We start from the raw sequence: 19,740 nt of genomic DNA on the forward strand, positions 1-19,740 counted from the left end.
TCGAGAGACGTTTCCAGGAAAAACACTCACTGTTTCTGGATATCAACTAACCGGTAAATCGGTTCACCGACCGTGCGAATCTCGCTTTGCGGCTCCAGGGTGGCGGTTACCTGTCCGACGAAAGCAGGCTTATCCCAATCGATCCAGATGCCGGCCGGGACAAAATCTTCACGGTAGACCACTACCTCGTATTGCTTGCCAGCCAGGGTAAAGTCACCATTGGCGATATCTTCATGCCCGAGCAGTTCCATATCCAGCATCCCGCTGCCCTGCAATACAGTGTCTCCAGCGGGCGCGTCCGGCGCATCACTTCCACACCCCGTCAGCAGAGCGGCCAGCAAGGCCGACACCATCAATTTGTACACAGAAACCTCCTTGTTGTGTTGGCACTGATAGCAAAACCCCCGCCGCAGCGGGGGCTGAACAGTCACTCAGGCAGACTGGACTGCGCTTTTGATCAGCGTTTGCAGCTCACCGGATTCCTGCATTTCGATGATGATATCACCACCACCAACCAGCTCACCATTGACCCACAGTTGCGGAAAGGTCGGCCAGTTGGCGTATTTCGGCAGCTCGGTCCGGATGTCCGGGTGCTGCAGAATGTCGACATAGGCAAACTTCTCGCCGCAACTCATCAGGGCCTGCACCGCGCGTGCGGAGAAACCACACTGGGGAGCATTGGGTGCGCCTTTCATGTAGATGAGTACCGGGTTGCTGGTAGTCTGCTCTTTAATGGTTTCGATGGTATCCATGATGCTCCTCACGAGGCTGATTCAGGTCCGGCATTGGCCGGGCAATGAAGCATTATACGTCATTGCCCGGCTGGCTTCACCTGCACAGCCCGTGTGGGCTTTGCTTACGCAGCCACCACCTCTACCGGCACGCCATTGACGGCAGCATTCCCCGTCACCGCATCAACCCGTAGCTCATCGGTCAGGTCATTGGCGCTGACACCCGCATGGGCACGGGCAACGTCCTGCTGCACACCCTCGCGGTCATGGCCCCAACCATGCGGCAGACTGACAACACCGGGCATCATCTCCTCGCTGGCCGTCACCATGACCTCCAGCTCACCGACCCGCGAGCGCACACTGACCTGCTGGCCATCGGCAAGCTGACGCTGCTGCATATCATCCGGATGCATCAACAGCTGATGCCGGGGCTTCCCCTTCACCAGCCGCTGGTAATTGTGCATCCAGGAATTGTTGCTGCGTACATGGCGGCGACCAATCAGCAGCAACTGCTCGCCATCGACGGGCTCAGTCAGGCTGGCAGCGAAGCGTTCAAGATCAGCCAGCATGGCTGTCGGGGCTGCTTCGATCTGCCCACTGCCGGTTTGCAGACGGGTCAGCAGGCTGGGTTGCAAGGGACCCAGATCAATGCCGTGGGGGTGCTGCCTGAGCACGTCAAGGCTGATGCGCTCGGCATAGGGACCGGCTTGCAGACCGGCGTCGATCATCTCGGCCGGCGGCTTGGTCTCCCGGGGCTGCTCGCCCTTCCTGTCGGCAAAAGCCTTGCCCAGGCCCACAAAGATCTCCCAGTCATGCAGAGCGCCTTCTGGCTGGGCGAATACCGGCTGGTTATAGCGGGTTACATTGCGCACAGCAAAACTGTTGAAGGTAATGTCGTAATGATCGTGCTCCAACGGTGAGGTCGGCGGCAGGATAAAGTCGGCATGCTGCGTGGTTTCATTCACATAGAGGTCGACGCTGACCATGAAATCCAGCCCGGCCAGGGCTTGATCCAATTGTCGACCGTTCGGCGTCGACAACACCGGATTACCTGCAGAGGTAATCAGCGCACGAACCTGGCCGTCACCCGGGGTCAGCATTTCTTCGGCCAGCGCCACCGAGGGCAGCTCACCATTGAACTCCGGCAAACCTGATACCCGGCTACGCCACTGGTCGAAATGTCCGGGCTTGCTCATCCGCGTAACATCAAAGGCCGCTTCGGTGAGCATGGCGCCGCCCACGGCGTCCAGCCGCCCGGTCACCAGATTGATCAACTGGATAACCCACTGGCACAAAGTACCGTAAGCTTGTACCGACACACCCATGCGACCATAGCAAACCGCACGTTCAGCGGCTGCGAACTCGCGGGCAATCCGCTGGATATCCTCAGCGGCAATGCCGCATACCGGCGCCATACGCGCAGCATCAAACTCGGCGATTGCTTCACGCACGTGTTGCAGGCCGCTGGTCTGCTCCATCACCGGCGTGTTCCGGGTCAGTCCTTCGGCAAACAGGGTATGCAGGATGGCCAGCAGAAACGCCGCATCCGTGCCTGGGCGGATGAACTGGTGTTCATCCGCGATATCGGCGGTTTCACTGCGCCGTGGATCGACCACCAACAACTTGCCGCCACGCTGCTGAACCGACTTCAGGCGTTTTTTTACATCCGGCACGGTCATGATGCTGCCATTGGAAGCCAGGGGATTGGCACCGAGCATCAGGAAATAATCCGTATGGTCGATATCCGGAATCGGAATCATCAACATATGGCCGTACATCCACAGAGAAACCAGATGATGCGGTAACTGATCGACCGAGGTTGCCGAAAAGCGCTGACGGGTGCGCAACTGGCCCAGAAAGTAGTTGCTGTGAGTCATCGAACCGAAATTGTGCACATTGGGATTACCCATATAGACGGCGACGGAATGCCTGCCATGCTCGGCCTGGATCGCCTGCAAGCGCTCGGCTATCTCGGCAAATGCCTCTTCCCAGCTCACCGACTGCCATTTTCCGGCAACTTTCTTCTGTGGCTGGCGCAAACGTTGCGGATCGGTATGCAAATCCTGCAAGGCGGTAGCCTTGGGGCAAATATGCCCGCGGCTGAACGGATCTTGCGGGTCACCCTTGATCGAGAGTATTTGCTGGTCCTCTACTTCAATGGCCAGGCCACATATGGCTTCGCACAGATGACAGGCTCGGTAATGGGTAGTTTTCATGTTGATTATCGTTGTCTACAGTGGCTCACGGATAGCTGACAATAGGCCGGAATGCTGCCGCCCACCAAGGCTGATGGCACACTTATTCATTAATTGAATCCCGCGACATTTGCCATGGGGCGGATTTTCCCGATAAGATCGCTGCTTCTCTTTTTTGGGTCTGCCTGATACTGGGCTTTGCAGCCACGGTAGTAGAGCTGTTTCCGTAATCAGGCCAACCCGCAATCAGGTAGTCCCGTGATGACTGTACGGCATTTTCTTTCATTGATGGATCTGAGCCAGACCGAACTCAACACCCTGCTCAAGCGGGCTGTGGAGCTGAAGGCTTTGCAACGTCAGGGCGTAATCTACGAGCCACTGAAAAATCGCGTGCTCGGTATGATCTTCGAAAAAGCCTCGACCCGTACCCGGGTATCCTTCGAAGCCGGCATGATCCAGCTCGGCGGCCAGGCTATCTTCCTGTCACCACGCGATACCCAGCTGGGCCGCGGCGAGCCGATTGAAGACAGCGCGCGGGTGCTCTCGCGTATGTGTGATGCAATCATGATCCGCACCTTCGCACATGAAACGCTGGACACCTTCGCCAGCCATTCGCAGGTTCCGGTTATCAATGGCCTGAGTGATGATCTGCACCCCTGTCAGCTGCTGGCCGACATGCAGACATTTATGGAACACCGCGGCAACATCCAGGGCAAAACAGTCGCCTGGGTCGGCGATGGCAACAACATGTGCAACACCTTTATCCAGGCCGCGGTGCAGTTCGACTTTCAACTGCGCATCGCTTGCCCCAAAGGCTACGAGCCTGATGCCCGGTTTGTCGCCCAGGCCGGCGATCGGGTGCTGATCACTCAGGATCCGGCAGAAGCGGTTGCCGGCGCGCATCTGGTCAATACCGATGTCTGGGCCTCGATGGGCCAGGAAGATGAAGCCGATGCCCGGGTCAAGCGCTTCACGCCTTACCAGGTTACTCCGGCCATGCTGGATCAGGCCGATGACAGCGTGATTTTCATGCACTGCCTGCCGGCGCATCGCGGTGAGGAAGTCAGCGCCGAATTGATGGATGACCCGCGTAGCGTAGTCTGGGATCAAGCGGAAAACCGTTTGCATGCGCAGAAAGCACTGGTGGAATTCCTTCTGATAGACTGAGCGCCGTGCACAGCCCGGGAGATTCGGCATGAGCAGTAATGGCATCGTCCTTGAATTGAACCAGTTGAGTTGCGGCTATGGCGATACCACTGTGGTCAGCCAACTGGACATTCACCTGCGCGCCGGAGATATCGGCTGTCTGCTGGGTCCATCCGGCTGCGGCAAAACCACGACCCTGCGGGCGATTGCCGGCTTCGAGCCGGTTACCGGTGGTCACATTCAACTGGATGGTCGCGAAATCTCGCGTCCCGGCCAGCAGGTACCCCCGGAGCAACGCCAGATTGGCATGGTGTTTCAGGATTACGCGCTGTTTCCCCATCTGACCGTGGAAGACAATGTCGGTTTTGGCATCAATCGTGATCCGCAACGGCGCAAGGTCGTCAAGGAACTGCTTGATCTGGTCAAGCTGGGAGCCTACGGCAAGCGCTATCCGCATGAGCTGTCTGGCGGCCAGCAGCAACGGGTGGCATTGGCGCGGGCTCTGGCCCCCGACCCCAAACTGCTACTGCTGGATGAACCGTTCTCCAACCTGGATGGCGAATTGCGCCGGCGCCTGTCTGCTGAAGTGCGCGAGATTCTGAAATCCCGAGGTATCAGTGCGATGCTGGTCACCCACGACCAGAACGAAGCCTTTTCGGTAAGCGATCATGTCGGGGTACTGAAAGACGGCAAGTTGCAGCAGTGGGATACCCCTTACAACCTCTATCACGAACCAGCGACGCCTTTCGTTGCCAGCTTTATCGGGCAGGGCTACTTCATTCGCGGCCAACTGTTATCACCCGATACGGTGCAAACCGAACTCGGCGTCATACGTGGCAACCGTGCCTATCAGCTACCTGCAGGCAGCGCCGTTGACGTATTGCTGCGGCCGGATGACATCGTCGGTCAGGAGCCCAGCAGCCTGAAAGCCGTGATTACCGGCAAAACCTTTCTTGGGGCAACCACCTTGTATCGGCTGCAACTGCCTACCGGCAGCACGGTCGAATCGATTTTCCCCAGCCATGATGATCATGCTGTCGGTGAGAGCGTTGGCATCCGTATCGCCGCCGATCACCTGGTGGTGTTCGCCGCGCGCGGCAGTGTCAACGTGCATGCCCAGCTGCCATTGGAGCAGGTTCTGGACAACGAAAATGCGGCCGAGTCTGCCTGAACCGGCAACTGATCCTGTCAGACGGCAGTCAGGCCTGATTGCCGCCACACGTCCATCCATGCCAACCCTTCAGCGGTCAATCCGGCCGGCTGGTATTCTGCGGCCAGCCAGCCCTCATAGTCCACGGCCTGCAACAGCCCGGCCAATGCAGAATAATCCATCGCCCCCGTTCCGGGCTCATGTCGGCCCGGATAATCGGCGAACTGGATATGACCGATAAAACCCTGCAGGCGATTGAGCGCCAGGCCAATATCTTCCTGCATACGTGCCAGATGATAGAGATCAATCTGGGCTCGGACATTGGTATGGCCAACACGTTGCAACATGAGCAGCAATGCGTCCGAGCCATCGAGCAGGAAGCCGGGCATGTCATGGCTATTGATGGCTTCGCACACAACCCCGATGCCCAGATCAGCAAAGGCATTGCCTGCCGCACGCAAGTGTTTGCCCAGAAGTTCCAGAGCCTGTTCACGGTCAACGCCATCGGCCAACCGTCCCGGCAGTACGTTGACCTGTAATGGGCGGGCAACTTCGGCATATCGCAGAGCCTGCTCCAGTGCCCGCGCGAAATCCGCTTCACGTCCGGGCACTGCTGCCAGTCCGGGGCCACCCTGAAGCAGGTCGGCGGCAGGCAGATTGATCAGTACCAACGGCAAGCGATTGTGTTGCAACACCTGCTGCAAATCGGTTGCAGGAAGGCTGTAGGGAAACTGGATCTCTACGCCGGCAAAGCCGGCATGACGCGCCAGACCGGCACGCTCGACCAGCTCGGCCTCAGTAAACAACATCGACAGATTGGCAGCCAGGGGCCAGGCCATGCTTTTCTCCGCAAAGATTCAGGCAACAAATGTCAGGCTGAACGCTCCTGGACCAGTACCCAAGGGCGAATAACCACAGCCCACAAGGTCTCGGGGTTTCGTTCATGCCACTCGAGAGCCTGGGCATCGCTGACCTGATGCAGCTGCTCATCCGCCATCCACTGTTTGACCCGGGCACTATCGTCATTCGTGAGTGCTTCGGCTACCTGGACCAGATCAAGCTCTGGAGTTACCTGCCATAGCTGGCCTCGGGCAAAATGTGGGGCCAATGTCGACCACTCAATGGGTGCCGTCGCGCCAAGGATGGCTGCATAGGCTTCACTGACAGACTCACTCACAACACACTCCTGCAATTTTGCTCCGAAAACGTCATTGTACCCCCGTAACATGGGCTCCGACGAGCGGCAGATGATGGCACAGTGCGGCCGTAGTCGGCTTGCAACTTGAGTGCTATGCTCATTCGACAGGTTGTCAGCCGGTAACAGTATGCGGTACCACGCTGAAGTATTGCGGTGCACAACAATACGAACTTCAAACCAAGACTGCCATAACATGACCAAATTAGCCGCTATTGGATCGACTCTGTCCCTTGCCTTCTTGATCGGCTGTGCTACCCCACCGCCACCGCCGCCAGAGCCAACCTACTCCTGGGCTGACAGCCGGGAACCGCAGTTAAGCCAACTGGCCGCGGAAGAAGGGTTCGAGCTGGAACGTGAAGGTGAAATGCTGCGCCTGATTATCCCCGTGGACGGCAATTTCCATCCCAAACGCACCCTGTTGCAGCCCTCCGGACTGGTTCCATTGAGCAAGGTTGCAAAAGCACTGCGGCACGACAATGAAAGTCAGTTTGCGGTGATCGGGCACAGCGATACCCGAGGTGACAGCGCGATTAATCGTCAGCAAAGCCTGGAACGCGCCCAGGCCGTGGCCAGCGTGCTGATGCTCGGCGGCGTCAGTAGTCAGCGCATGCAACTGCGCAGCATGGGAGAATTCCAGCCGAGGGCCGATAACAGTACCGATAGTGGGCGAGCCCTGAATCGCCGAATCGAAATTCTGTTGCAGCCCTACCCGACCAACGTGGCCTTCGCCAACTGAGGTTATTGCTGCCAGGGTTGCCCGCGCGTGCGACGCGAGCGACGCAAGCGTTGCTGCATGGCAGCCTTGGCCAACATATGTGCACTGACCGGCGCGGTAATGAACAGAAACAGGGTAATCAGCAGTTCGTGCAGGCTGATGCCATCTCCCCGGGTACTGAAGAACACCATCGAGCCGACTACCAGAGCGCCTACACCCAGCGTCGTGGCCTTCGTCGGCCCATGCAGACGCATGTAGAAATCAGGCAACTTGAACAGGCCGATAGCACCGATCAGAGCAAACAGACTGCCTAACAGCAACAACGCCGCCACCACCAGCTCCACCCAGTCAAACGTCATCTGCCGATCTCCTATTCAATGATGTCGCCACGCAACAGGTGTTTGGCCACGGCAACGGTACCAACAAAACCCATCACCGCAATCAACAGTGCCGCCTCGAAAAACAGGTCAGACGCCAGAAACATTCCCAACAACATGATCAACGCGATGGCGTTGATATACAGGGTATCCAGCGCAAGGATGCGATCAGGCAAATCGGGGCCGCGCAACAGGCGCAATACAGTCAGAAAAACAGCAACCGACATAATCCCCATGCACAGCAGAATCACGTAGTCGAGCATTCGAATACCTCCTGCAGTGGCCGCTCATAGCGGGTTTTTATGGTATCGATCAACGCTTGCTCGTCAGCCACATTAAAGGCATGAATCAGCAATAGATGGCGTTTCTGGTCGATATCTGCCGATACCGTGCCCGGCGTCAGCGAGATAGTGCTGGCCAGCAGGCTGATCGTGAAATCCTGCCTCAACTCCAGCGGATACTCGATAAAAGCAGGCTGCAAATTACCGCTGCGACCGAGGATCAATCGCGCCACCTCGAAGTTGGCCTGAACAATATCACCCAGCACCCGGAGAACAAACCGCAGCAACACATAGGGGTGGCGCAAATGCGGCGGATCAGGCCAGAAACGATGGGTAGCCAGTGGAATCAACCAACCAAGCAAAGCAGCCGACAACAGACTGGCAAAGGACAATTCATTGACCAGCAACAGCCAGATCAGCAGCATGAACAGGCTCAACCACGGATGCGGCAGCCAGGTTAATCGCCGACTCATGGCGCACCTCCTTGTGGCACAGAGGACAGCACCGCATCGATATAACCGATCGGATTGGCCAACTGCTCGACTGCAGCCATGAGGTAATCCAGCACCGGAGCAGCCAGAATCACCAGTAGCGCGCTGCTCGCCAACAACAAAAGACAGGCGAACAGACGACAATGATCCAACGGCTCTCCGCTGGCTTCAGCTTCCTCGCCCGCCTGGCGCCAGAACAAGGTACTGCCAGCCCGGCTCAGAGCGACGATAACCAGCAGGCTGCTACCCAACAAGGTGGCATATAGCCAGGCCGCCATGCTCCCGGTGCCTGCAGCCTGCAACAACAGTACTTTACCGATAAAACCGGACAAGGGAGGCAACCCGGCTACTGCAATGGCGCCGAGAAAAAATACCGAACCCAACAGCATTCGCTGAGCCAGTGGAGGCCCCGCTACCAGGCGGGCGGCGAAGCGAGGCCCGCGAGCGCGGTCCAGCAAACCGGCAAACAGAAACAGTCCGGCCGCGACCCAGGTTGATTGCAGCAGGTAATACAGCGTTGCCTGCAAGGCGGCTTCCGACCCCAGTGCCACACCGGACAGCAGAACACCAACCGACAACACCACCAGATAGGCTACGACGCCGGGTAAGCTACTTGCCGCCAGCGCGCCCAGCGCGCCCAGCACCAGGGTAAGCAGGGCCAGCGGCCAGAGCACGACCTGGGCCATGCCGGCCAGAGCCCCGGATGTATCGGCAAACAGCATGGTGAATACGCGGATGATGGCGTAAATCCCCACCTTGGTCATGATCGCAAACAAGGCCGCAACCGGCGCAGCCGCACTGGCATAGGCGCGGGGCAACCAGAAGTAGAGTGGAAACACTGCGGCCTTGAGGGCAAAGACCACCAGCAGCAACATACCCGCTGCCCCGGCCAGATACAACTCATTGTCATCCAGTATGGCAATGCGCAAGGCCATATCGGCCATATTCAATGTTCCGGTCACGCCGTACAGGGTGCCCAGTGCCAGCAGGAAAAGAGCCGATCCGAGCAGATTCAACAGCACATAGTGCAACCCGGCACGGACCCGCGCACCACTTGGACCGTGAACCAACAGGGCATAGGAGGCGATCAACAGAATTTCAAAGAATACAAACAGGTTGAACAGATCACCGGTCAAAAAGGCACCATTGATGCCCATCAACTGAAACTGGAACAAGGCATGAAAGTTCGGCCCTAGGGCATCATCGCCACGACTGGCATAGAGCACTACCGGTAGCGCCAGCACAGCACTGAGCAACAGCATCAGCGCGGTTAGCCGGTCAACCACCAACACAATACCGAAAGGCGGCATCCAGTTACCCAGTGCGTAGACATTGATGCCCTGCTCCGCTGCCACCAAAAGCCCCACAGCCAGCGGCAATTGCAACAAGCTGGCCAACAGCGACAACGTGCGCTTGTGCGTCATCGACAAGCGGGCCAGCAGCAATAGCACGGCACCGGCGAACATGGGCATTAGAATGGGCAACACCGGCAAATGACTCATCCGCGATCCCTCCGGCCATCAACATGGTCGGAACCCAGTTCACCGAGGGCACGCAGGGCCAATACCAGGGCAAAAGCCGTCATCGCAAAACCGATCACAATCGCGGTCAATACCAGGGCCTGGGGAAGAGGATCAGCAACCTCGGAACCCTGACCGAGGACCGCCGGCATACCGGTGTACAGCCGGCCACTGGCAAACAGAAAGAGGTTGACCGCATATCCCAGCAACGTCAGACCCATTACCACAGGAAAAGTACGTGCACGCAAAATCAGGTAGACCCCGCAGGTGGTCAGAACACCCAGCGTCAGAGCAAACAACAAGGCCATCAGGCACCCTCCCCGTCATCACGCACTTTACTCAATTTGCCGAGATTGGCCAGAATCAGCAAGGTGGCCCCGACGACGGTCAGGTATACCCCCAGATCAAACAGCATTGCACTGGCCAGCTCCAGATCGCCAACCAGTGGCACATGTACATGAGTAAATGTTGAGGTCAGGAAGGGGTAGCCCAGCAGCCAACTGGCCACCCCGGTAATACCGGCAATCAATACTCCGGATGCCGCCAGCGCATGGTAGTTGACTCGCCAGCGGGCACGAGTCCACTCTTCACCACTGGATACATACTGCAGAATCAATGCGATGGCAGTAATCAGCCCGGCGATAAAACCACCACCGGGCAGATTGTGCCCGCGCAGAAAAATATAGGCTGAAATCATCAACGCCAGCGGCAACATCACCCGCGACAGGTTGACCAGCATCAGCGGGTGGGCCTGGTGCGCCCAGGGTCGGCCAAGCGCATCCGTGGTCGGTACGTGCAGACGCAAGCCATCAATCATTGCGTAAATACCTACACCGGCAATCGCCAGCACGCTGATCTCACCCAGGGTATCGAACCCCCGGAAATCAACCAGAATGACATTGACCACATTGGTCCCGCCCCCACCGGTCAAGCTGTTGGCAATATAAAAACCGGCAATACTGTCCTCGGGGCGAGTCAGCAGGGCAAAGGCCAGCACACTGACCAGAAGACCCGCCAGCCCGGCCAAAACCAGATCTCTCCAGCGCCGCAGATTGCTTGACTCCTGAGGCGTGTAGCGCGGCAGGAAAAACAATGCCAGCATCAGCAGTAACACGGTAACCATTTCCACTGACAGTTGTGTCAGGGCCAGATCGGGTGCGGAAAAGCGTGCGAAGGCCAGAGCAACCAGCAGACCAACCACACTGAGCATGATCAGTGCTACCAGCCGCTGATGGTGCCAACGCACCGTAGCCAGACTGGCCACACAGAGTATCAGCGCACCCAGCAGAGTCGCTCCGTCCACCGCTCCCAGTGCCAACGGGCCTCGCCATTGCGGCATGGCAAGCAACCAGTATCCGGCACCCAGAATCGCGACCAATAGCAGCCAGGCCATATAGCGCTGCAGAGATCCGCTTTCCAGACGCAACAGCAAGCGAGCAGCCAACCATACGCTCCGCTGCACCAGAGCTTCGAACACCTGCTTGGCATCCCAGTTGGGAATTCGACCCAAAGCGCGGAATTGTGGCTTGCGCAGCAGATAGATCAGCCCACCCCCAACTACTGCAAGCACACTGAACAGCAAGGGTTGATTGAAGCCGTGCCAGATCGCCAGCGTGGGTAACTCGATGGCATGTCCCAGAGTTGCCGTCACCGCCGAATGTAACAACGCGGTGATCAGAAAGGCAGGAAACACACCGACCAGCACACAAAGCAAAACCAGTAACTGGACGGGCAAGTGCATGCCTGCCGGGGGCTCATGTGGCGGAAAACGCGGTACATTGACCGCTTGACCATCAAAAAATACTGCATGCACCAGGCGAATTGAATAGGCCACGGAAAATGCCGCCCCCAGCAATACCAGAACAGGCAACAAGGCGCTAAAACTGCCCCACTGTTGCTGCGCCAGCACTTCAACAAACAGCATTTCCTTGCTCAAAAAACCATTCAACAATGGCAAACCAGCCATGGCAGCGGCGGCCAGCATGGTCAGTACCGCCGTATGGGGCATAAAGTGCCAGAGGCCATTCAAACGACGGATATCCCGTGTGCCGGTTTCATGGCTGATAATGCCGGCAAGCATGAACAGTGACGCCTTGAAAATAGCGTGATTGATGAGATGAAATAAAGCAGCAGCCACCGCCAGCCGGGTATCCAGGCCAAAAAGCAACGTAATCAGGCCAAGATGGCTGATCGTCGAATAGGCCAGCAAACCTTTGAGGTCATGTTTGTAAAGCGCCGTAATGGCCCCAATCAGCAGCGTCAACAAACCCACGGTACTGACCAGTACAAACCACCATTGGGTATCGGCCAATGCCGGATAAAAGCGTGCGAGCAAAAACACTCCGGCCTTGACCATGGTTGCTGAATGCAGGTAAGCCGAAATCGGGGACGGCGCTGCCATGGCGTGCGGCAACCAGAAATGCAGCGGAAATTGCGCCGACTTGCTGAAAACGCCCAGCAACACCAGCACCAGCGTCAGCGGATACAACGCATGGGCACGAATCTGCTCACCGGCGGCCAACACATCCGTCAACTGATAGCTGCCGACTATATGCCCTAGCAGCAGGACCCCCGCAAGCAAGGCCAGACCGCCGCCACCGGTCACCGTCAGCGCCATGCGCGCACCCTTACGTGCTTCGCTGCTGTGCGACCAGTAGCCGATCAACAGGAAGGATGACAGGCTGGTCAGCTCCCAGAAAAAGATCAGCAGCAACAGATTCTCGGCCAACACCACTCCGAGCATGGCGGCCATGAACAACAGCAGATAAGCGAAAAAGCGCCCCATAGGGTCACGCGGGGACAGGTAAAAGCGGGCGTAGAGAATGACCAGCAGGCCAATACCGAGAATCAGCAGGGCAAACAGAAACCCCAGACCATCAAGACGAAAGCTGATGTGCAGGCCCAGAAGCTCAAGCCAGGCCCAATGTGCCAACAGTACCTCACCAGACAGGACTGCCGACGCCTGGCTCAGCAACAGTACCAGAGCCAGAGCCGGTGCCAGTGCCGTTGCCCAGGCACAACTATTACGTCCCCATGCTTCCGCCATTACCGGCAAGAAAACCGCCAATAACGGTAGCAGTACAATAAGGAGCACTAACATCAGGCAGGTCTCCGCGAGAGGGAACAATAAGGGCTGAGTACTCAGGGAACGAGCAGAGCAAGGCCATTATCCACACCCACTTGCACCTTGTCATTTGGACAACGAAAAATCACTCGATATCAAGCCCATCTGAGCGCTCGCTTGATACCGATTTTTCAACGCGTTGGGCCAGCTCACAAGCCATGCCGCTGGTCATACTCTTCATGCTCAAGCGCATCACCCAAAGGACCGACTTCCGGCTTGAAACCTGCTCTGTGTCCTGCCCGGGAAATCGCATGCGCCGCCATGGGTGCTGTCATCAGCACGACCAACACCGCCAGCAAAACAGCAAACCAGCGGGCGCCGTCAGTAGCCGCCAGCGCGCCCAACAACACCAGAATTGCACCCAGAGCACCCGCCTTGCTGGCTGAATGCATGCGCGTGTAAGCATCCGGCAGGCGCAACACGCCAACAGCACCCAACAGGCTGAAAATACCGCCCAACAGGATCAGCGTGGCTGCCACCCAGGGAAGAATGGTCATGCGTCACCTCCGGGCTTACCCGGGTGCCGGGGTTGACCGTGGGGGTCGTCACTATGGTGCGTCCCCTTGAACAACAGCGCAAAGGCGACACTGCCAAGAAAACTCACCAGCGCCAGAACAATCGGCACATCCAGCAGCACGGCTTGTTCGCGTACAACCGCCAGCAGGGCAACCCCGGCCACGCCAATCATGGTCATCGCATCCACCGCGACGGCGCGGTCCGGTCGACTGGGTCCAACCAGCAGGCGCCACATGATGATCAAGGCACTGCTCACCAGCATGGCGCCAGCCGCCGGCAGTACCCAGACCGCTCCGGCAATTTCGACATTCATGCTTCACCTCCCGGATAGACCCAGGCCATCAACCGTTGCTCGATCTCGGCAACAGCAGAAAAAACCGGATCCGCCGAGGCCGTATCGAGAATATGTACATACAAGTCGCCATCGTACTCGTTGTAATCCAGCGCCAGGGTGCCTGGCGTAAGCGTCAGCAAACAGCCGATAATGGTGACCAGACGACGATCACGCGTCTTGATCGGCACTTTCACCACCGCAGAGGACACCTGGCGCCGGGGGTTGAGCACAATCAGCGCGACATCCAGCGTGGCAGCGACAACCTTCCAGGTATACCAGAGCACGAATACGGTACCGACTTCGATGCGCCGCGCATACAGCCGGCAAACAGGCAGCAACACCCCCAACACCCGAAACAGCGGATAACCCGCCGCCAGCGCCAGAAACCAGCTGGTCGCACTTAAATCATCCAGCCACCATGCAAGCACGGTAGCGCCCAGCAAATGCAACACCAGCATCAGTTCACCTCCGGAGACACGAGCTGCAGGTAGGCCGGCGCGGCGACCAACTGATCAGCCGCCGCCATGGCATAGTCCATTACCGGTCCGGCACCAAAACCAATGACGACGGTAATTGCACCCAACACCGCCACGGTTACCCAGGCACCTCGGGGGCCATCGCCATTATTGGTCACCAACTCAGGCTGCGGATGCGCTTTGAGGAAGCTTTCATTCCAGATCTTGCTCATCGACAGCAAGGTAAAGATACCGGTCAACAAGGCAAAGAATGTGGCCCACCAGACACCGGCATCCAGACTGGCCTTGACCAGTACGAACTTGGCCCAGAAGCCGGACAAGGGTGGAATCCCCGCCAGTGACAACGCCGGGATGGCAAACAGCACGGCCAACAAAGGCTTGCTGTGATAGAGGCCACCCATGGCAGCCAGTCGCTCCGAGCCGGACAAACGCGCGGCAATCCCGGCGACAAAGAACAGATTGGCTTTGACCACAATATGGTGAATCAGGTAGAACACCGCGCCGGCCAAAGCCAGCGGGGTGGCCAGGGCCAGACCGAGCACCATATAGCCCACCTGGCTAACGATGTGAAAAGACAGGATCCGGCGTACTTCAGTCTGCGCCGCTGCACCCAGCACGCCAATCAGCATGGTGGCGCACGCCACCCAGAGCAACACCGTATGCACAATGCCGGGCTCGGGCCACAACAGGGTAACGATGCGTATCAGTGCATAGACCCCAACCTTGGTCAGCAAACCGGCAAACAGCGCCGAGACGGGGGTCCAGGCAACGTGATAACTCGCCGGCAGCCAGCCGAACAATGGAAACAGGGCCGCCTTGATCGAGAACGACAGCAACATCACGATCACGCCGAGCCAGGCCGCGTCACTCGCCTCCCCGGCCCGGAATAACCACGCCAGTTCACCCATGTTCAGGGTTCCGGTAGCCCCATAGACCAGCCCGGCAGCCATCAGAAACATCAGCGTCGCCAGCATATTGAGGACCAGGTAGGTCATTGCCCCGGATAACCGCCGCTCACCACCACCCAGGGCAATCAGGGCGAAGGAGCCAATCAGCAGCACCTCGAACCAGACGTAAAGATTGAAAATATCTGCCGTGATGAAAGCACCGCAAATGCCTGCCAACAAACCCTGCACGAACAGATTGATATCACGCAGAAAATCTGCGGGCATCGGCTGGCGTTGAGCATAGACCAGAGTAGCCAGGCCAATTACACCGGTAATCGCCACCATCACGGCTGACAGGCGATCAATAACCAGGCTGATGCCGTAGGGTGCCTGCCAACCGGCCATTTGCCCGCTGAGCATCACTCCCTGATGAGCCAGAATGACCAGATAGACACCGGTAGCCAACAAAGCCACGGTGCCCAGCAGGCTGATGGCACTGACCAGTTGATGCTGTCGCTTGAACAACAGCGCCAATAGCAGAGTGGTCAGCGGAATGATGACCGGCAAAACCAGCAGCACATTCATCGGCGATCCTCCGCCGGTGATGAGTCTTCGCAGTCATCCGGAGCCGGTTGCTCGGTCACTGAGCTGACATTGTCGGTATCCTTGTCACCATGCAGCTCGTGGGTCCGCTTGAGCACTGCCAAAGCAAACACGAACAGAGCAAAACCAATGACGATAGCCGTCAGTACCAGCGCCTGAGGCAAAGGATTGGCGGCATCAACCTGCTCGCCCAGCAAGAAAGTAAATGCCGCTCCCTCGCCACTGAAACGCCCGCTGGTCAGCACACCCATATTGATGGCATTGCCCAGCACGGCAATCCCCAGTACCACGCGCATCAGATGCTGATCCAGCATCATCCAGATTCCCAGACCGGCCATGACGCCGGCGGTAATCGCCGCAATCCATTCCATCAGGCCGCCCTCCCGATCAGATTTCGCAACATGTGCATTACCGAGCCAAAGACGGTCAAAAAGACGCCGACATCAAACAGCAAGGGAGTACCCAGTTTGACTCCAAACACCTCCGTCCAGTAACTCTGCATGTAGTCCTGGCCGTGATACAGACCAAAAAACCCGGCCCCTATCGCACAGGCCAAACCCACGGCGATCACCGTTGGTGGAGTAATCCGGTTCAGACCGCGCTGAATGCCGCGACCGTAGGTAACAATCATCAGGGTGAAACCGGTGGCCGCCACCAGGCCACCAATAAAGCCTCCACCGGGTAAATTATGCCCGCGCCACAACACCACCAGCGACACCAGCAGCAGTACCGCAGCCAATGGGCGCATACCCTGTCGAATCAACACCGAACCGAACTCCGGCATCCCTTTGGGTTTGTCATCCGGCTCCTGCCCGGCACCCAGCAGCGTAGCTGCAGCCAGCGCAGCAATAGCCACCACGACAATTTCACCCAGCGTATCCACGGCACGGAAATCAACCAGAATCACGTTGACGACATTGCTGCCATAGCCGCCCGGCAAACTGTTGGCCAGGAACCATTCAGCGAGGTCACCCGGAAGCGGCTGTGAGGTGGCAAGCATCAACATCAAGGTCACAGCGAGGCCAAAGCTGACGGCCACTGCTGCATGCCAGGCATTCACCTGCAAACGCTTGGAGCCGCTGGCCGGCACCATCGGCATGCGGCGCAACACCATAGCGAGGAAGACCACTGTCAGGGTTTCCACCATCAACTGAGTCAGGGCCACATCCGGCGCATTGACTGAGACGTAAAACAACGCCAGACCCAGACCACTGGCACCCAGCGAAGCCACCAATGCCAGGCGCCCGGCCATAAAGGCTGCCCCGGCTGCACCACCCAGCGCCAGCAGGCAACCCAGCACTCCTGACAGTCGAATATCAGTCAACTCGGTGGTCACAAAAGGATTACCACCCAGCATGATCATGCCAGCCAATACACTGCCAGTGATGACCATGGTCATCAGGCCCATGTGCAGACGCAAGGAACCATGCTGGAACTGCCGGGCAACCCCGCCAGCAACCTGGAATACCCGCCCGAGCAAAAGATCCCAGAGCAGATCACCACTGATCCGCGAGGCACGACCAAGGCGTTCGGCAAACGCGCGAACGGCATTGGCTTTGAAGTAGAAAAAGGCTCCCAGGCTCAAGGTCAGGATGCTGGCGAGTACCGCCGGCGTCAGACCACCCCACAGATACAGATCAACACTGATTTCCGTACTGGAAATATTCTGCACAGCGGTATTCACCAGCCAGGTTTCCGGCCAGTGGTTCCAGGCGCCGAGCATAAAGCCACCCACAGCCAGCAACAGCGGGCCTAACCAGAGAAACGGCGACACCTCATGCGGATGATGATCACCAAAATCACGTTTGCGACCGGCAAAGGTCTTGAAAAAAATCAGCCCGGCGGCTGCCACCAGAAGAGCATTGGTCAGAATCATGACCCCGGTGACCGTCAGCCCCAACGAGCCCATCTGCAGCAAACCGGCGTATTTGAACTCCTTGGCGATAAAACCGAAAAAAGGTGGCAAGCCTGCATTGGAAAAAGCTGCCAGCCCAACGGCAAAGGCCGTCACCGGCATAACCATCAGCAAGCCTCCCAGCTTGCGCAGATCCCGTGTACCGGTAGAGTGATCAATGGCGCCCACCGCCATAAACAACGCACCCTTGTAAAACGAATGCGCCACCAGATAGAGCACGAAGGCCTGCAAACCATAGGTCGTATTGGTGCCGATCAACATGGTCAACTGACCCAGCACAGCCACTGTGGTGTATGCCAGCATGCGTTTGAGATCGTATTGACGGATGGCCAGAATCGCCCCCAGCAGCGCCGTAGTGGCCCCCAATACCACCAGAATGGTACTCCAGGTCATACCGCCACCGAGCGTCGGATTCAGCCGGGCTAACAGATAGACACCCGCCTTGACCATGGTTGCCGAGTGCAGATAGGCCGACACCGGGGTTGGCGCATTCATTGCGTTGGGCAACCACAAGTGGAAGGGAAACTGTGCCGACTTGGTAAAACAGCCGATCAATACCAACGCCATGATGGCCGGGAACAGCACACTGTCCTGCACCACGGCAGCGTCCAGCTGGGATATTTGCCAGGCATCGCCGGCGATTCCGAGCAATACCAGCCCGGCCAGCAATGCCAAGCCACCACCGGCCGTAATCAACAAGGCCTGCAATGCCGCGCGTCTTGATTCCGGATTTTCGTGGTTGTAGCTGATCAACAGAAAGGAGGCAACACTGGTCAACTCCCAGAATACGAACAGGGCAATCAGATCATCGGCCAGCACCAGCCCCAGCATGGCCATCATGAATATCAGCAGGTAGGCATAAAAGCGCCCCAAATGATGATGATCATCCAGATAGCCAGCGGCATAGAGCACAATCAGCGCCCCGATACCGGTGATCAGCAGGGCAAAGATCAGCGCCAGACCATCCAGTCGCAAAGTCAGGCTGACATCCAGTGCCGGCACCCAGGCCAGCGTTGCGGTTACTACATCACCGGCAGCCACCAGCGGAATCAGGGTCGCGAACCAGATAAAGCAGGCCGCGGGCACAATTGCCAGCAACCAGCCCGCCTGTTTGGGGACCATACGCCAGATCAGTGGCGCGCACAACGCATTAATTGTGATAGCCAGCAAGGCAACAAGCATGAGCGATGTTCCATCCTAATCAATCAGTTTTGACAGCCAGAGTCGGCAGGCCGATGATTTTTAACACAGAACCTGCCAGTGGCAACATCTTGACAGCGTGATTTCTGTGACAGATGAAAGCAATCGTCTCGACGCTATAAATAAGAAGGGAAGGGGATTGGCAAGAAATACTTTGTTACGAGCATGCAATGTGAGCATGGTCATCCCTTATCTGCATTATTGTTGTGGGCAACGGACCCGCTGGATTGGCGAGCATTGAATCAGACTACGCGAAATAAACTTGTTTGGTCACCCGTGCTCTATCATTCAGGGTAAAAATACCCAATCGATCACCCCGAGGGTGACCATGAGCTATGCACCCGTCATCATCCTCCAGTGGCACTGCTCTGGCCGCAAAAAAAGTGGCCACGTCTGCAGCTTATCACCCGACTGCCACTAATCCGAATATTGAGGAAGTCGCTCGAAGATCAAAGACAAACCGGTTATCATGCCCGGGCTTTTTAATCGGTAGCGGTATATCCCCTACCCGTCAATCATTGCGCTTCGTAGTAACCCGTCAAAACAACAACAAGATCGTGCAGGTTGCCGAGCATGTCCGGAGTTTACGCATGCCCGCATTGCAGTCCGCCTGGATCTTCTACCTGAACCATCCGGCTTTCGTCATCAATGCCCTGGCCCTGTTCTATGGGCTGTGTGGTGCCTGGTTGGTATTTGCCACCCAGTATCGCAGCCGCCGCGCCATTGCCAATCTCACCGTCAGTCCCGCCAATAGTGCAGGCTCCCCGCCCTTGATGGAACTTGACCCGGCGAGCCAGCGCACCAACCGGTTGTTCTACACGGTTGCTGCTGTCTGCCTGGGTCTGGCAATGTTGCTCACTCTGATCAGCACTCTGATTTAA

21 protein-coding genes are annotated in these 19,740 nt (G+C 57.6%); 4 read left to right on the plus strand and 17 right to left on the minus strand.

Features of this window, described 5'->3' with window-relative positions; translation table 11 throughout:
• Positions 1-26: 26 nt before the first annotated feature.
• From BLU07_RS09470 to BLU07_RS09480, 3 genes are all read right to left on the minus strand, one after another.
• Positions 27-365 carry an outer membrane protein assembly factor BamD gene (locus BLU07_RS09470; RefSeq protein ID WP_092386340.1) on the minus strand — a complete coding sequence of 113 codons (339 nt, stop codon included), beginning with the start codon at positions 363-365 and terminating at the stop codon, positions 27-29.
• A gap of 66 nt (positions 366-431) precedes the next feature.
• Complete coding sequence (grxD, locus tag BLU07_RS09475; protein ID WP_092386342.1) at positions 432-752, minus strand: Grx4 family monothiol glutaredoxin; 321 nt, start codon at positions 750-752, stop codon at positions 432-434.
• 104 nt (positions 753-856) lie between these two features.
• On the minus strand, positions 857-2,947 hold the full coding sequence (locus BLU07_RS09480; RefSeq protein ID WP_092386344.1) for a molybdopterin oxidoreductase family protein: 2,091 nt from the start codon (positions 2,945-2,947) through the stop codon (positions 857-859).
• A gap of 240 nt (positions 2,948-3,187) precedes the next feature.
• On the opposite strand from BLU07_RS09480, the gene argF reads away from it, so the two are divergent.
• Both argF and BLU07_RS09490 read left to right on the plus strand, forming a co-directional pair.
• Positions 3,188-4,093: an ornithine carbamoyltransferase gene (gene argF / locus BLU07_RS09485; RefSeq protein WP_092386346.1), complete on the plus strand. Its 906-nt coding sequence runs from the start codon at positions 3,188-3,190 to the stop codon at positions 4,091-4,093.
• A 28-nt stretch (positions 4,094-4,121) separates the two neighbouring features.
• On the plus strand, positions 4,122-5,243 hold the full coding sequence (locus BLU07_RS09490; RefSeq protein WP_092386348.1) for an ABC transporter ATP-binding protein: 1,122 nt from the start codon (positions 4,122-4,124) through the stop codon (positions 5,241-5,243).
• Between the two features lie 17 nt (positions 5,244-5,260).
• On the opposite strand, the gene BLU07_RS09495 is transcribed toward BLU07_RS09490, so the two are convergent.
• Positions 5,261-6,061, minus strand: a complete 801-nt coding sequence (locus BLU07_RS09495) for a hydroxypyruvate isomerase family protein (RefSeq protein ID WP_092386350.1) — start codon at positions 6,059-6,061, stop codon at positions 5,261-5,263.
• Between the two features lie 32 nt (positions 6,062-6,093).
• Complete coding sequence (locus BLU07_RS09500) at positions 6,094-6,399, minus strand: DUF2288 domain-containing protein (RefSeq protein ID WP_092386352.1); 306 nt, start codon at positions 6,397-6,399, stop codon at positions 6,094-6,096.
• A 214-nt stretch (positions 6,400-6,613) separates the two neighbouring features.
• Here BLU07_RS09500 and BLU07_RS09505 point away from each other — a divergent pair, with 214 nt between their 5' ends.
• A complete protein-coding gene (locus tag BLU07_RS09505) occupies positions 6,614-7,156 on the plus strand; it encodes an OmpA family protein (RefSeq protein ID WP_157719165.1) in 543 nt (180 codons plus the stop codon).
• 2 nt (positions 7,157-7,158) lie between these two features.
• Here BLU07_RS09505 and BLU07_RS09510 read toward each other — a convergent pair whose 3' ends face one another.
• From BLU07_RS09510 to mbhE, 12 genes are all read right to left on the minus strand, one after another.
• Positions 7,159-7,494, minus strand: coding sequence for a Na+/H+ antiporter subunit G (locus BLU07_RS09510; RefSeq protein ID WP_092386356.1), 336 nt, complete (start codon positions 7,492-7,494; stop codon positions 7,159-7,161).
• A gap of 11 nt (positions 7,495-7,505) precedes the next feature.
• Positions 7,506-7,775, minus strand: coding sequence for a K+/H+ antiporter subunit F (locus BLU07_RS09515; RefSeq protein WP_092386358.1), 270 nt, complete (start codon positions 7,773-7,775; stop codon positions 7,506-7,508).
• A complete protein-coding gene (locus BLU07_RS09520; protein WP_092386360.1) occupies positions 7,760-8,266 on the minus strand; it encodes a Na+/H+ antiporter subunit E in 507 nt (168 codons plus the stop codon). Before BLU07_RS09520 ends, BLU07_RS09515 begins: the two co-directional genes overlap by 16 nt.
• Positions 8,263-9,786, minus strand: a complete 1,524-nt coding sequence (locus BLU07_RS09525) for a monovalent cation/H+ antiporter subunit D (protein WP_092386362.1) — start codon at positions 9,784-9,786, stop codon at positions 8,263-8,265. Before BLU07_RS09525 ends, BLU07_RS09520 begins: the two co-directional genes overlap by 4 nt.
• The gene (locus tag BLU07_RS09530; protein ID WP_092386364.1) at positions 9,783-10,112 is read right to left on the minus strand and encodes a Na+/H+ antiporter subunit C; all 330 of its coding nucleotides are present in this window, start codon (positions 10,110-10,112) and stop codon (positions 9,783-9,785) included. The genes BLU07_RS09525 and BLU07_RS09530 overlap by 4 nt, the downstream gene beginning before the upstream one ends.
• Positions 10,112-12,904 (minus strand): monovalent cation/H+ antiporter subunit A, encoded by a 2,793-nt coding sequence (locus tag BLU07_RS09535; RefSeq protein ID WP_092386366.1) that lies wholly within the window; start codon positions 12,902-12,904, stop codon positions 10,112-10,114. The genes BLU07_RS09530 and BLU07_RS09535 overlap by 1 nt, the downstream gene beginning before the upstream one ends.
• A gap of 173 nt (positions 12,905-13,077) precedes the next feature.
• Positions 13,078-13,425 (minus strand): monovalent cation/H(+) antiporter subunit G, encoded by a 348-nt coding sequence (gene mnhG / locus BLU07_RS09540; RefSeq protein WP_092386368.1) that lies wholly within the window; start codon positions 13,423-13,425, stop codon positions 13,078-13,080.
• The gene (locus BLU07_RS09545) at positions 13,422-13,757 is read right to left on the minus strand and encodes a monovalent cation/H+ antiporter complex subunit F (RefSeq protein WP_092386370.1); all 336 of its coding nucleotides are present in this window, start codon (positions 13,755-13,757) and stop codon (positions 13,422-13,424) included. Before BLU07_RS09545 ends, mnhG begins: the two co-directional genes overlap by 4 nt.
• Positions 13,754-14,236: a Na+/H+ antiporter subunit E gene (locus BLU07_RS09550; protein WP_092386372.1), complete on the minus strand. Its 483-nt coding sequence runs from the start codon at positions 14,234-14,236 to the stop codon at positions 13,754-13,756. Before BLU07_RS09550 ends, BLU07_RS09545 begins: the two co-directional genes overlap by 4 nt.
• Positions 14,236-15,726, minus strand: a complete 1,491-nt coding sequence (locus tag BLU07_RS09555) for a proton-conducting transporter transmembrane domain-containing protein (RefSeq protein ID WP_092386374.1) — start codon at positions 15,724-15,726, stop codon at positions 14,236-14,238. The genes BLU07_RS09550 and BLU07_RS09555 overlap by 1 nt, the downstream gene beginning before the upstream one ends.
• Positions 15,723-16,115 carry a sodium:proton antiporter gene (locus BLU07_RS09560; RefSeq protein ID WP_092386376.1) on the minus strand — a complete coding sequence of 131 codons (393 nt, stop codon included), beginning with the start codon at positions 16,113-16,115 and terminating at the stop codon, positions 15,723-15,725. The genes BLU07_RS09555 and BLU07_RS09560 overlap by 4 nt, the downstream gene beginning before the upstream one ends.
• A complete protein-coding gene (gene mbhE / locus BLU07_RS09565) occupies positions 16,115-18,841 on the minus strand; it encodes a hydrogen gas-evolving membrane-bound hydrogenase subunit E (RefSeq protein ID WP_092386378.1) in 2,727 nt (908 codons plus the stop codon). The genes BLU07_RS09560 and mbhE overlap by 1 nt, the downstream gene beginning before the upstream one ends.
• A gap of 608 nt (positions 18,842-19,449) precedes the next feature.
• Between mbhE and BLU07_RS09570 the strand changes: the two genes are divergently transcribed.
• Complete coding sequence (locus BLU07_RS09570; RefSeq protein WP_092386380.1) at positions 19,450-19,740, plus strand: hypothetical protein; 291 nt, start codon at positions 19,450-19,452, stop codon at positions 19,738-19,740.

It is taken from the genome of Halopseudomonas salegens (genome assembly GCF_900105655.1).
Taxonomy (GTDB): Bacteria; Pseudomonadota; Gammaproteobacteria; order Pseudomonadales; family Pseudomonadaceae; genus Halopseudomonas; species Halopseudomonas salegens.